At 35.0% G+C, this 20670-nt stretch carries 18 protein-coding genes; 5 read left to right on the top strand and 13 right to left on the bottom strand.

Translation table 11 applies throughout. The annotated features are described in order from the left end of the window. Positions 1-21 precede the first annotated feature (21 nt). From BMX24_RS05990 to BMX24_RS05980, 3 genes are all read left to right on the top strand, one after another. Entirely contained in the window at positions 22-1293 is a 1272-nt protein-coding gene (locus tag BMX24_RS05990; protein WP_170835694.1) for an aminotransferase class I/II-fold pyridoxal phosphate-dependent enzyme, read from the top strand. A gap of 69 nt (positions 1294-1362) precedes the next feature. Then, positions 1363-2241 carry a DMT family transporter gene (locus BMX24_RS05985; RefSeq protein WP_089791140.1) on the top strand — a complete coding sequence of 293 codons (879 nt, stop codon included), beginning with the start codon at positions 1363-1365 and terminating at the stop codon, positions 2239-2241. A 40-nt stretch (positions 2242-2281) separates the two neighbouring features. Further along, on the top strand, positions 2282-4477 hold the full coding sequence (locus BMX24_RS05980; RefSeq protein WP_089791139.1) for a B12-binding domain-containing radical SAM protein: 2196 nt from the start codon (positions 2282-2284) through the stop codon (positions 4475-4477). A 230-nt stretch (positions 4478-4707) separates the two neighbouring features. Here BMX24_RS05980 and BMX24_RS05975 read toward each other — a convergent pair whose 3' ends face one another. The 3 genes from BMX24_RS05975 to atpD all read right to left on the bottom strand — a co-directional run bounded on the left by BMX24_RS05975 (position 4708) and on the right by atpD (position 7448). Then, positions 4708-5529, bottom strand: coding sequence for a hypothetical protein (locus tag BMX24_RS05975; protein WP_089791138.1), 822 nt, complete (start codon positions 5527-5529; stop codon positions 4708-4710). A gap of 80 nt (positions 5530-5609) precedes the next feature. Continuing rightward, positions 5610-5891, bottom strand: a complete 282-nt coding sequence (locus BMX24_RS05970) for a FoF1 ATP synthase subunit delta/epsilon (RefSeq protein WP_089791137.1) — start codon at positions 5889-5891, stop codon at positions 5610-5612. A gap of 48 nt (positions 5892-5939) precedes the next feature. Further along, positions 5940-7448 carry a F0F1 ATP synthase subunit beta gene (gene atpD / locus BMX24_RS05965; protein ID WP_089791136.1) on the bottom strand — a complete coding sequence of 503 codons (1509 nt, stop codon included), beginning with the start codon at positions 7446-7448 and terminating at the stop codon, positions 5940-5942. A 240-nt stretch (positions 7449-7688) separates the two neighbouring features. Here atpD and BMX24_RS05960 point away from each other — a divergent pair, with 240 nt between their 5' ends. Beyond that, the gene (locus BMX24_RS05960; RefSeq protein WP_089791135.1) at positions 7689-8609 is read left to right on the top strand and encodes a bifunctional riboflavin kinase/FAD synthetase; all 921 of its coding nucleotides are present in this window, start codon (positions 7689-7691) and stop codon (positions 8607-8609) included. 66 nt (positions 8610-8675) lie between these two features. Here BMX24_RS05960 and BMX24_RS05955 read toward each other — a convergent pair whose 3' ends face one another. Both BMX24_RS05955 and BMX24_RS05950 read right to left on the bottom strand, forming a co-directional pair. Next, positions 8676-12428 (bottom strand): DUF3857 domain-containing protein, encoded by a 3753-nt coding sequence (locus BMX24_RS05955; RefSeq protein WP_089791134.1) that lies wholly within the window; start codon positions 12426-12428, stop codon positions 8676-8678. Positions 12429-12447: 19 nt separating this feature from the next. Continuing rightward, positions 12448-12801 (bottom strand): MmcQ/YjbR family DNA-binding protein, encoded by a 354-nt coding sequence (locus BMX24_RS05950; RefSeq protein WP_089791133.1) that lies wholly within the window; start codon positions 12799-12801, stop codon positions 12448-12450. A gap of 97 nt (positions 12802-12898) precedes the next feature. On the opposite strand from BMX24_RS05950, the gene BMX24_RS05945 reads away from it, so the two are divergent. Beyond that, the gene (locus tag BMX24_RS05945; protein WP_089791132.1) at positions 12899-13555 is read left to right on the top strand and encodes an NAD(P)H-binding protein; all 657 of its coding nucleotides are present in this window, start codon (positions 12899-12901) and stop codon (positions 13553-13555) included. 80 nt (positions 13556-13635) lie between these two features. On the opposite strand, the gene BMX24_RS05940 is transcribed toward BMX24_RS05945, so the two are convergent. From BMX24_RS05940 to BMX24_RS05905, 8 genes are all read right to left on the bottom strand, one after another. Beyond that, the gene (locus BMX24_RS05940) at positions 13636-14214 is read right to left on the bottom strand and encodes a glutathione peroxidase (RefSeq protein WP_089791131.1); all 579 of its coding nucleotides are present in this window, start codon (positions 14212-14214) and stop codon (positions 13636-13638) included. 30 nt (positions 14215-14244) lie between these two features. After that, a complete protein-coding gene (locus BMX24_RS05935) occupies positions 14245-14907 on the bottom strand; it encodes a histidine kinase (RefSeq protein ID WP_089791130.1) in 663 nt (220 codons plus the stop codon). Between the two features lie 71 nt (positions 14908-14978). Continuing rightward, the gene (gene kdsB, locus BMX24_RS05930; RefSeq protein ID WP_089791129.1) at positions 14979-15707 is read right to left on the bottom strand and encodes a 3-deoxy-manno-octulosonate cytidylyltransferase; all 729 of its coding nucleotides are present in this window, start codon (positions 15705-15707) and stop codon (positions 14979-14981) included. A gap of 25 nt (positions 15708-15732) precedes the next feature. Continuing rightward, positions 15733-16095, bottom strand: coding sequence for a four helix bundle protein (locus BMX24_RS05925; protein ID WP_089791128.1), 363 nt, complete (start codon positions 16093-16095; stop codon positions 15733-15735). Between the two features lie 33 nt (positions 16096-16128). Beyond that, entirely contained in the window at positions 16129-17382 is a 1254-nt protein-coding gene (locus BMX24_RS05920; protein ID WP_089791127.1) for a pyridoxal phosphate-dependent aminotransferase, read from the bottom strand. A gap of 95 nt (positions 17383-17477) precedes the next feature. Beyond that, positions 17478-19193, bottom strand: coding sequence for a phospho-sugar mutase (locus BMX24_RS05915; protein ID WP_089791126.1), 1716 nt, complete (start codon positions 19191-19193; stop codon positions 17478-17480). A 158-nt stretch (positions 19194-19351) separates the two neighbouring features. Further along, complete coding sequence (locus BMX24_RS05910; RefSeq protein WP_139176757.1) at positions 19352-19960, bottom strand: DNA topoisomerase subunit B; 609 nt, start codon at positions 19958-19960, stop codon at positions 19352-19354. A gap of 3 nt (positions 19961-19963) precedes the next feature. Then, positions 19964-20665, bottom strand: coding sequence for a GIN domain-containing protein (locus BMX24_RS05905; RefSeq protein WP_089791124.1), 702 nt, complete (start codon positions 20663-20665; stop codon positions 19964-19966). Positions 20666-20670 lie beyond the last annotated feature (5 nt).

Genomic DNA, 20670 nt, shown 5'->3' with positions numbered 1-20670 from the left:
ACTTAAAAAATTACTATAATGTTGGATATTTTTGAAAGAATAAAAGATAATCCAGGGCCTCTTGGACAATTTGCAGATTACGGAGAAGGATATTTTATTTTTCCCAGATTGGAAGGACCAATCGGACCGAGAATGAAGTTTCAGGGAAAAGAAGTGATTTTCTGGAGTGCCAATGATTATCTTGGACTGTGTAATCATCCTGAAGTTTTAGAAGCTGATGCAAAAGCTGCTGCAGAATACGGAATGTTTTATCCGATGGGAGCAAGAGCAATGTCAGGAGAAACTGAACAGCACTTGCAACTGGAAAGAGAATTGGCTGATTTTGTTCAAAAAGAATCTGCGTATTTATTGAATTTCGGGTATCAGGGAATGGTTTCTACCATCGATGCTTTGGTAGGAAGAAATGATGTAATCGTTTATGATGTTGATTCTCACGCTTGTATCGTAGACGGTGTAAGACTTCACGCCGGAAAAAGATTTACTTACAAGCACAACAATATTGAAAGTCTTGAAAAAAACCTTCAGAGAGCAACAAAAGTAGCTCAGGAAAATGGCGGAGGTATTTTAGTAATTACTGAAGGTGTTTTCGGAATGAGAGGACAGCAAGGTAAACTGAAAGAAATTTGTGAATTGAAATCAAAATATAAATTCAGACTTCTGGTTGACGATGCTCACGGATTCGGAACTCTTGGAAAAACAGGAGCCGGAGCTGGTGAAGAGCAGGAATGTCAGGATCAGATTGATGTATACTTCTCTACTTTTGCCAAGTCAATGGCTGGTTTCGGAGCTTTCATCGCTGGTGATAAAGAGATCATCAGATATTTAAAATTCAATTTAAGATCTCAGATTTTTGCTAAATCTTTGACAATGCCAATGGTAATCGGAGGTTTGAAAAGATTGGAGCTGTTGAGAACAAGACCGGAAATCAAAGCAAAGCTTTGGGAAAACACCAATAAACTGCAAAACGGATTAAAAGAAAGAGGATTCAACATTGGTGATACAAACACTTGCGTAACTCCGGTGATGATGCAGGGAACCCCTGTAGAAGCCACTCTTTTGGTGAAAGATTTAAGAGAAAACTATAGAATTTTCACCTCTGTGGTTGTGTATCCGGTGATTCCAAAGGGAATGATTTTATTAAGATTAATTCCTACAGCTTCTCACACAGATTCAGAAATCAACGAAACGCTTGCGGCGTTTGAAGCAATTCATGACAAATTAGTAAGTGGTTACTATAAAGAGCAGGAACAGAAACTGTTACAAGAACAAGGTTTAAGTTTCAAACCTATTTAATAAAAAAAAACCACTGAGTCATTCAGTGGTTTTTTTTATAATATTTTAATTTTTTATAGAATAATTTTAATGAAATTAAAAGGATATGCTTTAGGAATTATTTCAGCGGTTTCATATGGTCTGATTCCGATTTTTATCGTACCTGTAAAGCAGGCACATTTTTCATTAGATATTACTTTATTTTATAGATTTTTATTTTCTGCCTTAATGATTGGTGGTTATTTACTTTATTCCAAAGAAAGTTTTTCTATTAATAAAAAAGAAGGATTAATTTTAGCAGTACTCGGAATGTGTTATGCCCTTTCTTCAGAATTTTTATTTTTAGGATATGATTTCCTCACCGCGGGAATCGCATCAACCGTGCTTTTTATCTACCCTGTTATTGTTGCTCTGATCATGTTTTTCTTTTATAAAGAAAAGCTAAATTTCATTTCTATCTTATCATTACTTCTCGCTTTTGCTGGAGTAATTGTTTTATGCCTAAAAGGAAAAGGTCTGGAAATTAATTACATAGGATTGGGAATTGTAATGCTGAGCTCACTTTTTTATGCACTTTATATTATCATCGTTAATAAATCCAATATAAAGGTTTCAGGGTTTAAGCTTTCCTTCTATTCCATGCTTTTTACTTCAGGTTTTTTTATGATTAAAGCTCTACTAGGAAAAGAATCATTCGCTATTCCGTCAATAACTTTATTTTTTAGTTTTGTAGTTTTTGCATTTTTAACGACTGTAGTTTCAACATTGTGTCTGGTTTTTGCCATCAAAAGTATTGGTTCAACTCCGGCAGCAATCTTGGGAGCACTGGAACCTGTAGTCGCAGTATTGGTGAGTGTACTTATTTTTAATGAAAAATTTACTTTCAATTTATTTCTTGGAATCACTTTGATATTGGTCGGAGTAATTTTAAATGTTTTGGCCGGAAGTAAAAAAAATGTTCATTCTTAAAAATTCAAAAATTTAAAATAACTTTGCAAAAATTTTACTGTTGAAAGATCTGCTTCTTATCACTCCGCCTTTTACCCAACTCAATACTCCATATCCTGCGACGGCTTATATCAAAGGTTTTTTAAATACTAAAAATATTTCAAGCTATCAGATCGATTTGGGAATTGAAGTGATTTTGGATTTATTTTCAAAAGACGGAATTCAGAGAATTTTCGACAAAAAGATTGATATTCAAAATGTTTCAGAAAATGCGCAAAGAATTTTTGCCTTAAGAGATGAATACATCAAAACCATCGATCAGGTAATTTCTTTTCTTCAGGGCAAAACTCCGACACTGGCGAGACAGATCTGCTCCATGAATTTTTTGCCGGAAGCTTCCAGATTCAACCAACTTGATGATATGGAATTTGCTTTCGGGAACATGGGTTTGCAGGATAAAGCTAAACATTTGGCTACCTTATATTTAGAAGATTTATCTGATTATATTATTGAAAATATCGATTCAGATTTTGGGTTCAGCAGGTATGCAGAAAAATTGGGAAAAAGTGCCAATTCCTTTGATGAATTATATTTAAAACTATCAGAGAATCAGACTTTTATTGATGATTTTACTTTAAAAATTCTTAAAGAAAAAATTGATATTGTACAACCAAAGCTTGTGTGTTTTTCGATACCTTTTCCCGGAAATTTATATTCAGCTTTTCGATGTGCAAAGTTTATTAAAGAAAATTATCCTCACATCAAAATCGCGATGGGTGGCGGTTTCCCGAATACAGAATTACGGGAAGTAAAAGACACGAGAGTTTTTGAATTTTTTGATTTCATTACTTTGGATGATGGCGAGCTTCCTATTGAACTGCTTTACGAACATATTTGTCATTCTGAACCGAGTGAAGAACCTGAATTTAAAAGAACCTTTCTCATTGAAAACCAAAAGGTTACCTATAAAAATAATTCTAAAAGACACGATTATAAACAAGTTGACATCGGCACTCCCGATTACATTGATTTACAACTAGATAAATATATTTCAGTGATTGAAATCGCCAACCCGATGCACAGTTTATGGAGCGACGGAAGGTGGAATAAACTGACAATGGCGCACGGCTGCTACTGGGGAAAATGTACTTTTTGTGATATTTCTTTGGATTATATCAAAATTTACGAGCCCATTTCTGCAAAAATTCTCGTTGACAGAATGGAAGAGTTGATCCAAACAACAGGGGAAACCGGATTTCATTTTGTAGACGAAGCCGCTCCTCCGGCTCTGATGCGGGAAGTTGCGCTGGAAATTTTGCGAAGAAATCTTGTAGTCACCTGGTGGACCAATATTCGATTTGAAAAAAGTTTTACTAAGGATTTATGTTTTTTGTTAAAACTTTCAGGTTGCGTTGCCGTTTCGGGTGGCCTTGAAGTGGCCAGTGATCGGTTGCTACAATTAATCGACAAAGGAATTTCTGTGGAACAGGTTGCACAGGTGACAAGAAATTTTACCGAAGCCGGGATCATGATCCATGCTTATCTGATGTATGGCTATCCTACCCAGACAATTCAGGAAACGGTCGATTCTTTAGAAATGGTTCGACAGATGTTTGAAATGGGAATTCTGCAAAGTGGATTTTGGCATCAGTTTGCCATGACTGCCCACTCACCTGTCGGTTTGAATCCTGAAGAGTTTGGAGTGATTCCGATCAAACAGGAAATTTTGTTTGCCAACAACGATGTCGATTTTAAAGATAAAACCGGAATCGATCATGGGAAATTTAGTTTTGGATTAAAAAAATCTTTGTTCAATTATATGCACGAAATTAATTTTGACCTTTCGCTTCAGGAATGGTTTGATTTTAAAATTCCGAGAACAACCATTCATCCCGATTATATTCATGACTGTTTATTGGAAGATGAAGATTTTAAATTTAAAGGAAATTCAAAAATCGTTTTTCTGACGAAAAATGTAATCGCTGAGAATCGCGTAAAAACAAAAAAACAATATGTTTATCCGTATACGAAAATTACAGTCCATTTAAAAACCAATATTGTCAGCATCGATTTGGAGCAGGAACAGGCAGAATGGCTGATGAAAATGTTTGAAGAAAACTCTCCTGAAAACCCTAAAAAGATTACCCTTCAACAAGTTAAGACAAATTTTGAAGAAAATTTTGAAGATTTTGAATTGTTTTGGTTTTCAAAACCCATGCAGCAGTTGAAAGAAAATGGAGTGATTTTGAGTTTGTAATTTTTGAATTTTTTTCTTTCGTAACTTTTATAAATAAAATATACATCAACTTTGTCGTAGGAATTCAGGTTCCAATTTTTAGCAAAACCATGTTTAGATTCCTACAGAATGACAAGCTAAGTTTAAAATATAACTCCTGAAAAATAATTTTCAGGAGTTTTTTTAATTTTGGCTAAAGCCAGTTGAATGTATTTTTTGTGCAAACGGGCTAAAGCCCGTCCTATTTTTATTTATTTTTCTATACCATCTTTCAAAACGGGACCAGCGACAACTTTTCCCTGAGGTTTAATAAAATTCGGATCCATGATGGCGAGTCTTTCTGCAATCGCTTTGTAAGTCGGAAATTTCAGAATCGAAGCCCGACCGGACATTTCCCTGTACATGGTGAAAGTTTTTCCGCCGGCAGTTTTCAATTGCTTCGTTGTTGTGATATATCTTCCGATATATTTACTGTTGGCGTCGTAGATTTCTATATCAACAAAAGTTTTATCCATGACCGTGTCTTCCGAACCAAAACTCACGGGTAGATTGGTAAAATATCCAACGGGTCTTCCGTTACTTAAAATTTCACCGACATTGTTCACCGTGATATTCAGTTTATCAATTTTACTTCTTACGGAATATGCTTCCTTGGTTTTGGCATCTAAATTTCTTTTGGGAGTTTTAGAAAATAAGTCGTCCAGATTTTTGATATTAATTCCTTTATTATCAATAATTTTCAGACTTTTAACCGAAGTATAGACTGCCGATTTTTCTTCACCGGAAAATGCCGATGGAGAAATGTAATCTAATTCTAAGGTTTTATCTTTATTATAAATCCTATTTAATTTGATGTAACTGTCTCGTACAGAATCAACTATACTTTTGTCTACAAATTCTATAGTATAAATCGGAGTTTCCTTCAAATCCATGAAAATATATTCATCCGATTTGTTGGAGATTTTTGCAACGTGAATTCCGTCAATCGTTACAATTCCTCTTTTTGTTTTTATATTTTGAGCATTGAACAGCATACCCAAAACTGTAAATAAAATGATTAAATATTTCTTCATACAATCAGATTTTTACAAGACATAAAAAAAGTGTAACCAAAGTTACACTTTCTTGAAAATATATTTAGCTTTTCATTTAATTATTCACAAAGGATAATTCCTTTATTATGATTAAATTCTACAACACCGCTTTTGATAGGATAAGAGAAAACTGAATCTTTTTCATTTTCTTTAGTAAAATATTTCGTATATGCTTCATCCACAGACTTAGCATATAATTTTACTTTACCACCTACTAGAGAAGAAACGATTCCTGCGTGATTTTGCATAATATGGAATTCTCCATTTTTACCCGGCAACAATACAGAATCTACTTCCCCTTCAAAAACTACGTATTCTGGTGTTAAAATTTTTATATTCATATTTTTTAGGCTTTAGGCTTTAAGCTTTAGGCATAAAGCGTTCAAAAATTAAGCGTTATCAGCTAACATTTTTTGTCCAGCTTCGATAGCTTCTTCGATAGTTCCTTTCAAGTTGAAAGCAGCTTCCGGTAAGTGATCCAATTCACCATCCATGATCATGTTGAATCCTTTGATGGTATCTTTGATATCTACCAATGATCCAGGAATACCTGTAAACTGTTCTGCTACGTGGAAAGGCTGAGAAAGGAATCTCTGAACTTTTCTAGCACGGTAAACTACTAATTTATCTTCTTCAGAAAGTTCTTCCATACCAAGAATCGCGATGATATCCTGAAGTGCTTTATATCTCTGAAGAATTTCTTTTACTCTCTGAGCACAGTTGTAATGTTCTTCACCGATAATTTCAGGAGCCAAGATTCTTGAAGTAGAAGCCAATGGATCTACCGCAGGATAGATACCTAATGAAGCGATCTTTCTGTCTAGTACCGTAGTTGCATCCAAGTGGGCAAATGTAGTTGCAGGAGCAGGGTCAGTCAAGTCATCCGCAGGTACGTAAACCGCCTGTACTGAAGTAATTGAACCATTTTTAGTTGAAGTAATTCTTTCCTGCATCGCACCCATTTCAGAAGCTAGCGTTGGTTGGTAACCTACCGCAGATGGCATACGACCAAGAAGTGCAGATACCTCAGAACCAGCCTGTGTAAAACGGAAGATATTGTCTACGAAGAAAAGTACGTCTCTACCTTGTCCGCTTTCACCTCCATCTCTGTAATATTCAGCTAATGTAAGACCAGAAAGTGCTACTCTCGCTCTTGCACCAGGTGGCTCGTTCATCTGTCCGAAAACGAAAGCTGCTTTAGAATCTTTCATTGCTTCTAAATCTACTTTAGAAAGATCCCAACCTCCGTTTTCCATAGAGTGCATGAAATCTTCACCGTATTTAATAATACCTGATTCCAACATCTCTCTCAAAAGGTCATTTCCTTCTCTCGTTCTTTCACCTACTCCGGCGAAAACCGAAAGACCTCCGTGTCCTTTTGCAATATTATTAATCAACTCCTGGATCAATACCGTTTTACCTACACCGGCACCACCGAACAAACCGATTTTACCTCCTTTTGCATAAGGCTCGATAAGGTCGATTACTTTAATACCTGTAAATAAAACTTCAGCAGAAGTTGAAAGTTGATCAAATTTTGGAGCTGGTCTGTGAATTGGCAGACCACCTTCCTTAGATATATTTTGAAGTCCGTCGATAGCATCACCAACAACGTTGAATAGTCTTCCGTTTACAGCCTCTCCGATTGGCATCGTAATAGGATTTCCGTATCCGATTACTTCCTGCCCTCTTTTAAGACCATCAGTAGCGTCCATTGCGATACATCTTACTGTATCTTCGCCAATATGTTGCTCTACCTCTAAAACTACTTTTTCACCGTTTTCTTTTGTAATTTCTAACGCGTCATAAATGCTTGGAACTGCTTCCACATCAGTAAAGACAACGTCGATTACCGGACCAATAATTTGAGAAATTTTACCTTTAATTTGGTTTGCCATTGCTAAATTTTTTCTTGGTGCAAATATAATGATTCTTCATTAACCCGCAATTGGTAAAAAACAGATTTTTATCATACTTTTTTGCTGGTGTAGCAAGATAATAATTTATGAGTTCCCCAGTCAAATCGCGGATAACAGAATCAGGTTATATATTATGTATTGCTAAAATGCTACATTGTTATATTGTTACATTAATTTGGTACATTATTTCCTATATTTGCAGTCAAATTTTTTTCCGTTTTGAAAGTTTTCAAGAATTTCACAGATTATTCCTCTCAAAAGCCATTAGCCTTGTCTTTAGGTATGTTCGACGGGGTACATCTTGGTCATAAAAGTATTATCGATGAGTTGACAAAGGTAGGTGCAGAGAACAATTTAGAGACTGCAGTGCTCACTTTTTGGCCACATCCGAGGTTTGTTTTTAATCCTAATGAAGATTTAAAACTGCTGAATACTTTAGAGGAAAAGAAATTCCTGATGGAAAAGTATGGCATTGATAATCTGTTTTTAAAAGAATTCGATGAAGAGTTCCGAAACCTGACAGGTGAAGAATTTGTACGTCAGATTTTAATTGAAAGATTAAATGTAAAGTATTTAATTATAGGCTACGACCATTCTTTCGGAAAAAATAAAAGCGGAAACTTTGAATTGCTTCAAAAATTGTCAAAAGAACTGGATTTTGAAGTTGAGCAGATGGAAGCGATTAATATTCATGAAAATAATATCAGTTCTACCAAAATCCGAAATGCGCTTTTAGCAGGAAACATCAAGGATGCCAATGAAATGCTGGGGTATTCCTACTCTGTTTCCGGGACGGTGGCTCACGGGAAGAAAATCGGAAGAACAATCGGCTATCCGACAGCCAATATTGAAACAGATTCCATTAAACTTTTACCTAAAAAAGGCGCTTATATCGTTGAAGTTTTTGTAAAAAACCAGCAATATAAAGGAATGCTAAGCATTGGAACCAATCCGACTGTAAACGGAGAAAAATTAACCGTAGAAGTATATATTCTTGATTTTGAAGGTGATATCTACGATGAAAAAATTACTGTGAAATTCAGAGATTTTCTTCACGACGAAATAAAATTCGAAGGACTCGAAAAACTCATTGAAAGATTAGACGAAGACAAAAGATTAACTGAAGAATTTAATTTTTAAAATAAAAAATGCTTACAAATTTGTAAGCATTTTCTTTTTTGTATTGAATTATTTTTGTGGTTAAAATTATTTATAACCTAAAATCTGGTTTTCTGCATTAATGGCATCTTCCACGAATTTTTTAAACTCAGGATATTGTTCTTTCTTGATATTATCCCAAGGTGTATCTGCTTTTCTGGTAATTTTTAATCTATTGTTTTTTTCCAGATTATAATTGATGGAATAATTAAATCCATTGTAAGCCAATGTTTTATTTTCAGGAATTTCAATGAATTTCATACCTTCAGGAATATTCAGATACACTTCTTCAAAATAATCGTTCTGTTTCTCATATTTCGTGTATTGAATATCTGTAGATCTGTTTTCAGTGGCCACCACTTCTTTCGTAAAAGGCTTTGTCACAAAAGGAATTTTCATGATTTTCAAACTTCCGACAGATTGTGGCTTATCATTAATATTAAACTGCACTTCATACGACAGCGGTTTTGCCGTAAGATCTTTCCCGTCAAGAAGTTTCACAGATTTTACGCTGATCACTTTATCTAAAACAGATCCGAATTCCTCTTCCAGATTCTTTTTGCGGAAATCTTCCGTCTGCGAATCCTGGAAAAAATCGTTGTAATAACTTTTCGTTTCTCCCATTACAAACTGTTTTGTGGAAAAGTTCTGCAAATCCCCATTGATATTGACTTCACTTATTGTTTTAAAAGACGTTTTCGTATTATTATCAATAGAAATATCAATTAAATCCGAATTTCCCGAAGCAGATTTATCTGTATAAATGACAAGTCCTTTTGCTTTATAATTTCCTTTAACAACTGAATTAAACGGTAAATATTTATCCGTCATTTCCAAAAAGGTTTCTTTTCCGTCGAGATTTACTTTTACAATACAATGATTGAAACTTAAATTCGGCAAAATCAGGCGCTGCACAGAATTATCATTAGTCTGAACCAAAACCAGATTTGATTTTAATCCGGCTTGATTTCCAAGGATCACGAAAAGCGTCGAAAGGTCTTTACAATCCCCCAGTTTTGTTACCAAAGTTTTGGATGGTTTTTGCGGAATATATCCACTCTGGCGGAAGTCTACCGAACTATACGTGACATTTTTCTCAATATAATTGTAAATTTTTTCTGCTTTTTGAGTGTCATTCATTCCTGAAACTCCGCTTGGGAAAATTTCTTTAAATGCTTTTTCGACCACTTTATCAGAAACCAGACTTTTTCTCGTCAGATCCGCGTACCAGCTTGAAATTTCCTGCCAGGTCTTAATAGAATTTGCTGTTACAGAAATAGTTGCATCGTAAAAACTCGGTCCAAAATATTCATCAAGGTTGACTTCCGGAAGATCGGTCAGTTTCCAGGTCTGGAATACTTTATCACCGATTTTTTTCTTGGTTGAAGGCACTTCTTTATTATTGCTTTTCACCTGATAATTCATTGATTCCGGCGTGATTACCGTGAAAATGGATTCCACAACAGGATATTCCGAATTAAAATAAGAACTTAAATTAAAATCCTTATAAAATCTTCCGCCGCTTCTTTCCAGGCTCTCTTTCTGAATGACAACAATATCTCCCACCGCAAGATTTGTAAATACGATCTGATCCTCAGACTTTTCTCCGGGAACGATACTTCCGTTCGGTTTTACGATCTCGGATTTTATGACATCATCATAATAATTGACATAATATTCTTTCATTTCCTCGATCCCTTTCTCGGAAGTTATTTCGTAAAGATAGGTGCTTCTTTTTTTGAAACCTCCTTCAGGATAGACATTTACGATGTACTCATCCAAAAGTGTAGTTACGCCTTTTTTACCTTTCGGAGCTTTATTTTTTCTTTCGGAAGCGATTTTGTAAAGATCTTTTACCGCCACCAGGCTTATCTCATCCTGTGTATTGTCAATGTCCCTTACAAGCTTGTGCATCGTTTCGTTTTCCGTGTTGTGGGAAAGGGAAAGTTTTGCAAATTTTACGGCTTCCGCTTTTTTATTTTGCTTGGCCAGATATTCAGCTTTTGCAGCCAGTAAAGAATAAGAATACGGATAGTTTCCTAAAGCATTTTCCAGCTCTGTCCCATATTCCGGATTCTGAACATTATCATCCAGAAGATCAAGATATTGTGATCTGAAAGAATTCACAGACGGAAACATTTCCATATATTTTTTCAGTATTTTCTTCTGATCTTCTACCCTGTTTGACTTCTGATAAAGGCTGTACAAGCCCGACATCACATCCGGACTGCTTTTCTGAGCATAAAATTCTTCAAACTTTTTGATCGTGGAAGACTGATCTTTTTTATCCATATCCTCCAAAGCGGTGAAAACAACGAAAAATTTTTCGTTATTGGCAAAACCTTTTTTAAGATTGGCAATATGCATTTTAGCCTTATCCATATCTCTGTTTCTCAGGGCAATCATCATATCGAAAAACCCGCCAAGAGCTTTAGCTTTGGTCTTCAGAAGAATGTCTCTGTTTTTCTCAAGATCCTGGATAGACATGTCCTGAAAGCCATCACTGTTGGTCATTTTCAAAACCGGAACGAGAAAATATTCAGCATCATTTAATTCTATATTTTTAAATACTTCATTAATTTTTTCCTTATCATCAAGATTGGTATAATAGGATGATAAAAGTCCCTGAACCAATGATGCTTTTGGATAGGTTTTCAACAATTCGTCGATGATCTCTTTTGCCTGATCGTTTTGATAATTATTAAGATAACCCGCTGCCAATAAGTATTTGTAAAAGAAACTGTTCGGATTCTGGGCTACTTTTTCCTTTAATAATCTTTCAAATTTTAGAGGTAATTCTTTTGCCTGCAGCTGTGTCAAAGAACTTTTCTGATAATTTTGGTAAGTATCAAAATATTTCAGATCGGAGATTTTCTGGAAATTCGTGTCAAAAGGGATGACCATGAAAGCATTTTTAGACTCCTTCATGTCAAATTTCAGCAAAAGCCTGTTCATTCCTTTTGGCAGATTCACTTCCACCATATGGGCTCCCAGATTCGAATATCCGTCGCTTGTACTGGACAGAACTTCAACATCATTTAAAAATAACCTGAATTCCGTGTTAGTATCGACTTCAAATAAAATTTTTCTTTCCGCCGGATTTTCAATGAAACTTTGAGCATACATAATCCCTCTTCCATACTCACTTTCGTTCATGAAAAATTCGAAAGCATCATTGGAAGGAAATTTCCTGTTGTACCAGCCTATATTTCCAAAACTATTGGCATTAAAAAGTTTATCGTTATTGGCATGAGTCTCAGGCTCGTATTCATTATAAAGTCCGCTCCCGTTGAGATTTTCAAATACTCCGGCAAACTGCCACTTATCAATTCTTTTAATTTTGGCTAAATAATCATCCGCAGATTTGGGATTATTTCTCACCCTGTCAAGCGTAGCTTTATATTCGAGAATAGAGATATTTTGTCCGTAAATAGGATCCTGTGCCAGAAAATCTACTTTTTTGTAAGTGTTGTCATCCATCGACGAATTTTCGTTGTCCGACAGCACAAAGCTCTTCTTGAAAATCGGGTATAAAAGAGATTCGTCTTCCTTTAGATTAACAAAGTTTTTGAGAAATGTTTCATCAAAAATCATTTCACCCATTTCCTCATCAATCAGGGCATCGAGAAACAAAGACTCGAAACCGTTTAACTTCTTGTCTTTTAAATTTTTATCGTAAAAATTTCGGGCTTCTGTTCGTTTATTGTTGAGTAAAAGTTCCCAGGTTTTAGTTTCTTCCTTCGTTTGTGCAATTGCACCTATTGATAAAAAATAGATTGCGGAAATTAGTACTTTCCTCATGTTTAATTTACAGTTTTATTTATGAATTATTAATTTCGTTTTGAATTTTCTTGGTTAAAGATTTAAATACCAGCTCATACGACTGATCGATCATTTTTAAGGTCAAATCCCGCTTCAAGCCGTCTACCATTACAGAATTCCAATGTGTTTTGTTCATGTGATATGCCCCGGTAATTTGTGGATACTGTTCCCTAAGCTCACTGCTCCATTCAGGATCTGTTTTTACATTGATTCCTAAAGGCTGCTTTTCGAGGCTCATAAGGAGAAACATTTTCGTTCCTACTTTCAATACAAGTGTTTCACTATCAAACGGAAAACTTTCTGTAACTCCTTTTTTCGCGAGACAATAATCTAAGATTTCGTTGGCATCCATATTCAATGAATAATTAGTAATGGTTAATATTTTTTACTTTACGCCAAATTTAGTAAATTTAAGAAGGAAAACATCATCACAATAAACCATAATTAATATGAAAGCTTTGGTAATTGGTGCTACGGGTGCCACAGGAAAAGATTTAGTCAATCAATTGCTTACTGATAAAGACTTTGAAGAAATCGACGTTTTTGTGAGAAAACCTCTTGATATTCAGAATAATAAATTGAAAGTACATGTCGTAAATTTTGAAAATCCTGACGAGTGGAAAAATATGGTGAAAGGTGATGTTGCTTTTTCATGTCTCGGAACGACTCTAAAAACAGCGGGAAGCAAGGAAGCACAAAGGAAAGTGGATTTTGATTATCAGTACGAATTTGCAAAAGCAGCCAAAGAAAATAATGTGGAAGATTATATTTTGGTTTCCGCTTACGGAGCCGATCCGAAATCTAAAATTTTCTATTCTAAAATGAAAGGCGAGCTTGAAGAAGCCGTAAAACAGTTACATTTCAACAAAATCACCATCTTCAAACCCGGAATGCTCGAAAGAAAAGATTCTGACAGATCGGGAGAAGTTTTGGGAAGCCGAATTATAAAATTTGCTAATAAATTAGGTCTTTTGGAAAGTCAGAAACCTTTGCCCACCGATATTTTAGCCAAAGCCATGATTAAATCTTCAAAAATAAAGAGCAACGGCTATTCAAGCATAAAGCTGGGGAATATTTTTTGTTTTGCGGAGAAAACGAATGAGTGATAAATTAATGTAACAATGTAGCAATATAACAGTCTAACAATTGGTAAACTGTTATATTGCTACATTGTTACATTAATAATTTATTTCAAATACTTCGTAATCGCCTCATCCGTTGGTTTTGTAGTACTTACAAAAGAATCGATTAGTTTTCCGTTTTCGTCGACTAAGAATTTTGTAAAGTTCCAAAGGATGGTTGTATTTTTTACTCCGTTTAAATCTTTTTCAGTTAAATATTTAAAGATCGGAGCGGTATCATCACCTTTTACAGAAACTTTCGCAGCCATCGGGAACGTTACTCCGTAATTTTTCTGGCAGAAAGCACCGATTTCCTTATTCGATCCGGGTTCCTGACCACCGAAATTGTTTGCAGGGAAGCCGATCACTACTAATTTATCCTTATACTCTTCTGAAACTTTCTCCAAATCAGCGTATTGTGGTGTAAAACCGCATTCTGAAGCCGTGTTTACAATAAGGATTTTCTTTCCTTTAAAATCTGCAAAGTTGATTTGTTTGCCTTCTTCCAGTGCATCAACTTTGAAATCATATATTGATTTTCCCATAAGTTCTGTGGTTTTAGCTTTAGAAACTTCACTTTTCTGATTCATGCAGCTTTGTAAAAATGCTACGAAGGAAAGTGCCAGTAAAAATATCTTTTTCATAACTAAAATTTTATTCTTTTTTAATTAAAATTAAAATCTAAAAGTATTAGCAGGAAAAACTTTATTAATATCGATTTTATTAATCAACATTACATAATCTCCGTCTTTTTTTGTCGATGATGACTCAATTCTGAAGGGCATACTCAGATTTCCTACTTTTTTATAATCGAAATAATCCAATGTTTCATCTTTCTTGATTTCTCTTAAAAGCATGTAATTTTTTGTGTCGAAATAATAGATATTTTTGTTTACGTTTTTCGTTAATTCAACCTTATGACAATAAATATTTCCGATTTTTTCTTTTCCTAAATATTTAGCTTCAAAACCTTTATTTTCCCAGTCGATAAAATCATTATCGAAGCTTTCCGGCACATATCCCGGATATTCCTGAAGTTTGTTGGTGGCATAGTTCATGGCATATCCTCTCGTTCCGTCGTAGCCTTCCACTGCGGTATCTTTTCCGTTGATGGTAATGAGTGTTTTAGTAAGATTCGGACGCTGCTGATAGATTTTTATCGGGTATTCATCTTTTACTCCCAAGATTACTTTTCCTTGAAGTAATACAGAATTTAACAGCTTCCAATTCGTTAATCCTCCGGATAATTCAATATTTTTATCAATGATTTCCTTTGCTGTTTGTGCAAAAATTGACTGCGAGAATATCAGGACGAATACTAAAACTAATTTCTTCATTAATTCAATTTATAAATTCAAATATAAGGCTTTAAATAATTTACCAATGTATTAATCTGGTAATTTACCAATTATTCTGATATTATTTTTCTGGCTTTTTCCAGGTCTTCCGGGGTATCGATTCCTACTCCGATGAAATTGGTTTCTATCATCTTGATTTTCATGCCATATTCCAGATAACGGATGCATTCGATCTTTTCGGAAATTTCCAAAGGTTTCATCTCCAGTTTTGAAAACTGAATCAAAGCATGTTTTCTGAAAGCGTAGACACCGATATGCTTAAAATAGCTTACATCATAAGAAATCTCACGATGAAAAGGAATCACAGAACGGCTGAAATACAGGGCAAAACCATTATTATCCGTAATCACTTTTACGTTGTTTGGGTTTTCAATTTCCTCTTTTTCAGTCAGTTTTATTTTTAATGAAGCTAAAGAAATTTCCTGATTTTCATCGTTATGAAAAACTTCAATTAACTGTTGTAGAGGTTCTAGTTTAAGGAAAGGCTCGTCACCCTGAACATTGATAACTATATCACAATCAATATTTTGTACGGCTTCTGCAATTCTGTCGCTTCCGGTTTCATGCTGACCGGTCATAACTGCTTTTCCGCCATTTTTTACAATTTCATCAAAAATAATTTCGGAATCCGTCGCCACAAAAACTTCATCGAATAAACCTGTTTCCACAACATTCTGGTAGGTCGTCGTGATCACTGTTTTCTCACCCAACATCTGCATCAGCTTTGCAGGAAAACGACTTGCTTCGTAGCGTGCGGGAATAACTGCGATTATTTTCATAAGTTAAAGAGTTATAAGTTATTAATTATGAGTTATGAGTCTTATTCTTTGTGGTTATTATTATACTCCGGATAATTTTTAGTATTTCTTGTGCCTGTCCTTTTAAACTTTCAAATTCTTCTTTTGAAATATATTCAGTTGCGAATAAAAGTTCAAGCCAATAAATTGTTTCATCACATTCTTTTTGAGAAATAGATAATTTGTGAATAAAATCCATTTTACTTTGAGCGTTTAAAGCTTCTCTGACATTAGCTCCAACAGAAGTTTCTGAGCGTAAGATTTGTTTGGATAAAATGTATTCTTTCTTTTCAATACTAAACTTTTTATAAAAATTGACAATCTGTATTGCAAATTCAAAAGTTTTTTTCCCAACAATACTTTCACTCATAACTCATAATTAATAACTTATAACTTAAGTGTATTATTTTAAATTATTCAAAGCAGTTTCTAATTTCGGCATCATGGCTGTGATCTCACCGATCGCTAAACCACCAACAGAAGCTCTGAACCAAGGCTCAGACTTTTCTTCCCCAAAAGCTGAGAAAGGAACCAAAGCAACTCCGGCTTCATTGATTAAATAAAATACCAAATCAGAAGAGTTTTCGATCACTGTTCCGTCCGGTTTTGTTTTTCCGATATAATCTAATTTGATTGTCAGGTAAAGCGCTCCCATCGGTTCGATACTGTCAACTGCAAGACCTTTTCCTTTCAGATCCTGAATTCCGCTGTGAAGAACTTTTAAGCTCGTTTCCAATTTTTCTTTGAAATCTTCTACGAAAGCATTTACTTCTTCCGGATTTTCATAATATTTTGCAGTAGCTTCCTGTTCCGGTTTTGGCGCCCAAGCTCCAACGTGCGTTAAAAGAGCTTTCATTTTGTCTAAAATATGAGACGGACCAAATCCCCAACCTACACGTACTCCCGTCGCAGCAAGGCATTTTGAGATCCCATCGATATAAATTGTATATTCCTTCATTTCAGGGAAAAGCGATACAGGATCAACGTGTTCTGCTCCAAAAGTAAGGTTTGAATAAATTTGGTCATACATCAGGTACAACGGTTTTTCATTCTCGCTTCTTTTTTTATTTTCTTCTAGAATCAATTCACAAATTTCAGAAAGCTGCTCTTTTGTAAACATCGTCCCAGTCGGGTTCAAAGGCGAGCAAAGCGCTACCAGAACTGCTCCCGACAAGTGAGGTCTTAAGTCATCCGCAGTCGGAAGGAAATTGTTTTCAGGGGTCGTCTTCACTTCTACCGCATCAGCTGAAGTAAGGTAGGCATAATGGTTGTTGTTCCAAGACGGGATCGGATAAACTACTTTATCACCTTCGTCGACGATCGTTTTGTACACCGCGTAAATCAAAGGTCTTGAACCAGCCGTGATTAAAATATCTTCCGGGGAATAATCAAGATTCCATCTGGTTTTTAGGTCTTTAGAAACCTCTTTTCTTAAAGATAAAAGTCCGTTAGCAGGCGGATAATTTGTCAGGTTGTTCTGATAAGCCTTCTGAATTTCTTCCTTCAACTTTGCAGGAATCGGATAGATATTAGAATTCAAATCACCAATCGTAAGATTAGCAATTTCCGCTCCCTTTGCTTTTAAATCATTTACTTCGTTACCAATTTTTACAATTTCAGAACCGATCAGGTTCGCCGCTAATTTTGAAACTTTCACTTTATTTTTTATTTAATTATTTTAATGTAACAATAACAATGCAACAGGTAACAATAATTGGTATATTGCCAGACTGATACATTGCTGCATTTAATTTATGTTAGTTGTAAATCTTTTTTTACCTGATTAATTTTCTCATCCAAAGAGTTCAGTTTATCTCTGAAATCTGCTTCAGAAGTAATGGAATCTTTTACTGAGATGTAAAATTTAATTTTGGGTTCTGTTCCTGAAGGTCTTACGCAAACTTTCGTTCCATCCTGAGTATAGTAGATCAAAACATTCGATTTTGGAATGTCATTCATTACTTTTTTATCATTTTGTGAAACAATGAAATTGGTCTGTTCCTTAAAATCTTTCACTTCTTCCACTGGTGAACCCGCCAATTCTTTCGGAGGATTTTCGCGGAAGTTTTTCATCATATTTTCAATTTCTTCTGCTCCGTCTTTCCCTTTTCTGACAAGGTTTACCAATCCTTCATAATACATTCCCAGCTCCTGGTAAATCTCGATCAGGTACTGATACATCGTTCTTCCGTTGGCTTTACACCAGGCTGCAATTTCGCAAGCCAAAACGATACTTCCGCAAGAATCTTTATCACGAACAAAATCTCCCGTCATGAATCCGAAACTTTCTTCACCACCGCAAATGAATTTCTCTTTTCCTTCAAAATCACGGATCATTTTTCCGATCCATTTGAATCCGGTAAGTCCTACTTTGCAGTCGACACCGAATCTCTGGGCAATATCGAAGAAAATATCAGAAGTAACGATCGTAGAACCGATGAATTCCTTTCCGGTAATTCTTTCCTGTTTTCTCCATTCATTTAAAATATAGTAGGTAAGAATCGTATTGGTCTGATTTCCATTCAGTAACTGAATTTCTCCATCCAGATTTCTTACGGCAATACCCAGTCTGTCGCCATCCGGATCTGTTCCGATCACGATATCAGCATTTGTGATTTTTGCAAGATCCATCGCCATTTCCAACGCTGCCGGTTCTTCAGGATTGGGAGAATCCACCGTCGGGAAATTTCCACTCGGAATCATCTGCTCCCTTACCAGATCAATTTTCTTGAAACCTGCTTTCTCTAAGGCTTTCGGAACCGTTGTATACGTCGTTCCGTGGATGGATGTGAAAACAATATTTAAATTTCCCTTACCAACATCCTGATACGTAGAGTTTTCGATACAAGCGTCGATATACACTTCATCCTGCTCCTCTCCAATCCATTCGATCAGATCATCGTTTCCGTTAAATTTAATCTCATCAAATTTCACGGAATATACTTCATTAATGATGGCTTCATCATGTGGCGGAACGATTTGTGCGCCATCATTCCAATATACTTTATAACCGTTATATTCAGGCGGATTATGAGAAGCTGTTAATACAATTCCTCCGTTACATTTTTTGTCACGCACCGTGAAAGACAATTCCGGAGTCGGTCTGTGATTTTTGAAAAGCAATACTTTAATTCCGTTTGCCGTCAAAACATCTGCCACCAATTTTCCGAATTCTCTTGAATTATTTCTTACATCATAAGCAATCGCCACACTAATTTCTTCTCCTTTAAATTGCTTTAACATATAATTCGCAAGTCCCTGTGTAGCTTGACCTAATGTATATTTATTTAAACGATTGGTTCCGACACCCATAATTCCTCTCATCCCTCCTGTTCCGAATTCGAGCTCTCTGTAAAAAGAGTCTTCCAGATCAGGCGAATTGCTGTCAATTAAAAGTTGAACAGCATCTCTCGTTTCTTTATCAAATGTATCGCTTAACCAAAGTTTTGCTTTTTCTAATGTTGTCATATTTGTATTTTGGTCTTTTTATGATTTGTAAATTTTAAGTTTAATTTAATTTTTTCTTTATCATTTCAATAATCTGTTATTTCGACGAAAGGAGAAATCTATTTTTTTTTAGATTCTTCACTTCGCTTTCGCTCCGTTCTGAATGACAGAAGGTTGTTTTAATTTAAAAGTTCAATTTTTAAATTTGGCAGTTTTTCTTTTAATGAATTTATTTTCAGCTGAAGATCATTTAATTCAAAAACAAAATTTCCAAAGATTTCTTTATCTATCTCAAAACTGATTGTTGTTGCATCTTCGAAAATATCCGTTTTGGAAATTTCTTTAAAAACCGTTTTTCCTTTTTCGAAAATAAAATGAGCTTTTTGCTTGTTCCAGATTGTTTTTAATTCACATTTTTCTGAAACTCCATTTATTGTAGTCATTCCAACTCTACAAAATTCATCTCCGACTTCCAAATGTTTTTTCTCATTACTACAAGCTCCAATTTTTGTCATAATACATTCTGCCTTAGTCAAATCCCAAGATTTTTCTAAAGACATTCCTGCATTATATTTTACATTAAATGAATTTCCATCAGCATTAATAATGATTTCATTACAATTATTGTCAAAATATTCATCAATGGCGTGGCAAAGGGCTCCGAATACAAGAGAATTTAAATTGTTTTCTTTAAAACAATCTTCAAAATACATTTGAGGACGAAGCCTTACATGTTCCATTTCTTCCAAAGTCTGAATGCTACTCGCTGTATATTTTTTCTCTTCCAACTCTTAATCCAGTTTTTTATTTTCTACTCGTGTATCTTTATCTATTTTAAATGCACGAATCGGGTCATTATAATAAATAAATTTCGCGGTATTCTGAACATGACCTTTTAATGAATCTTTTACATTTACTTCTGCATAATTTCCATTTTTAGAATCGATTTTCAGGTTGTCTATTTTCCAATATGGAGCGATCAAACTTGCTGTGTCAGAGATCTTTATCACAGCATCTTTGGTCTGTCCCAAAAAATTGGCTCTGCTTCGGTTCTGCATTTCAACTTCCGCTCTCCTTGTGTTTACCGAACCCATAAAAGTAGCGTTATTTTTTAAATTAAGCCTAAAATTATCGGTCTTAATTTCACTCGAAATATTCATTTCCACAGAATCTGAAATGGCAACTTTTTCAAGATTATACTTTGAATAAATGGTTATGTTATAGAAGTCAACGCCTTTTGTTCCTCTTTTTTCCTTGATGGATAATGTTTTATCTTTCACATCAACATCCAGATTATCAGCAACATTCGGATACGTTTCTATTTCAACAAAATTTTTGGTTCCCCTTCCATAAAATACCCGGAACTTCCCATCCAGATCAAGGTTGACAAATTCTGACACATCTACGTCTTTTCTTTCAATATTTCCTTTCGGAGAAACTTTTCCGCAGGAAACCAATGCCACCAGCATTAATGCGTATAATATATTTTTCATATTTA

Origin of the sequence: Chryseobacterium wanjuense, from assembly GCF_900111495.1 — a bacterium.
In the GTDB taxonomy this organism is placed as follows: Bacteria; Bacteroidota; Bacteroidia; order Flavobacteriales; family Weeksellaceae; genus Chryseobacterium; species Chryseobacterium wanjuense.
This window is presented reverse-complemented; position numbering and strand designations above follow the sequence as displayed.

Coding starts and splice junctions, on each gene's coding strand:
- BMX24_RS05985 (WP_089791140.1), top strand. CDS start 1,363: ATGAAATTAAAAGGATATGCTTTAGGAATTATTTCAGCGGTTTCATAT.
- BMX24_RS05975 (WP_089791138.1), bottom strand. CDS start 5,529: ATGAAGAAATATTTAATCATTTTATTTACAGTTTTGGGTATGCTGTTC.
- BMX24_RS05970 (WP_089791137.1), bottom strand. CDS start 5,891: ATGAATATAAAAATTTTAACACCAGAATACGTAGTTTTTGAAGGGGAA.
- atpD (WP_089791136.1), bottom strand. CDS start 7,448: ATGGCAAACCAAATTAAAGGTAAAATTTCTCAAATTATTGGTCCGGTA.
- BMX24_RS05955 (WP_089791134.1), bottom strand. CDS start 12,428: ATGAGGAAAGTACTAATTTCCGCAATCTATTTTTTATCAATAGGTGCA.
- BMX24_RS05950 (WP_089791133.1), bottom strand. CDS start 12,801: ATGGATGCCAACGAAATCTTAGATTATTGTCTCGCGAAAAAAGGAGTT.
- BMX24_RS05945 (WP_089791132.1), top strand. CDS start 12,899: ATGAAAGCTTTGGTAATTGGTGCTACGGGTGCCACAGGAAAAGATTTA.
- BMX24_RS05940 (WP_089791131.1), bottom strand. CDS start 14,214: ATGAAAAAGATATTTTTACTGGCACTTTCCTTCGTAGCATTTTTACAA.
- BMX24_RS05935 (WP_089791130.1), bottom strand. CDS start 14,907: ATGAAGAAATTAGTTTTAGTATTCGTCCTGATATTCTCGCAGTCAATT.
- kdsB (WP_089791129.1), bottom strand. CDS start 15,707: ATGAAAATAATCGCAGTTATTCCCGCACGCTACGAAGCAAGTCGTTTT.
- BMX24_RS05925 (WP_089791128.1), bottom strand. CDS start 16,095: ATGAGTGAAAGTATTGTTGGGAAAAAAACTTTTGAATTTGCAATACAG.
- BMX24_RS05915 (WP_089791126.1), bottom strand. CDS start 19,193: ATGACAACATTAGAAAAAGCAAAACTTTGGTTAAGCGATACATTTGAT.
- BMX24_RS05905 (WP_089791124.1), bottom strand. CDS start 20,665: ATGAAAAATATATTATACGCATTAATGCTGGTGGCATTGGTTTCCTGC.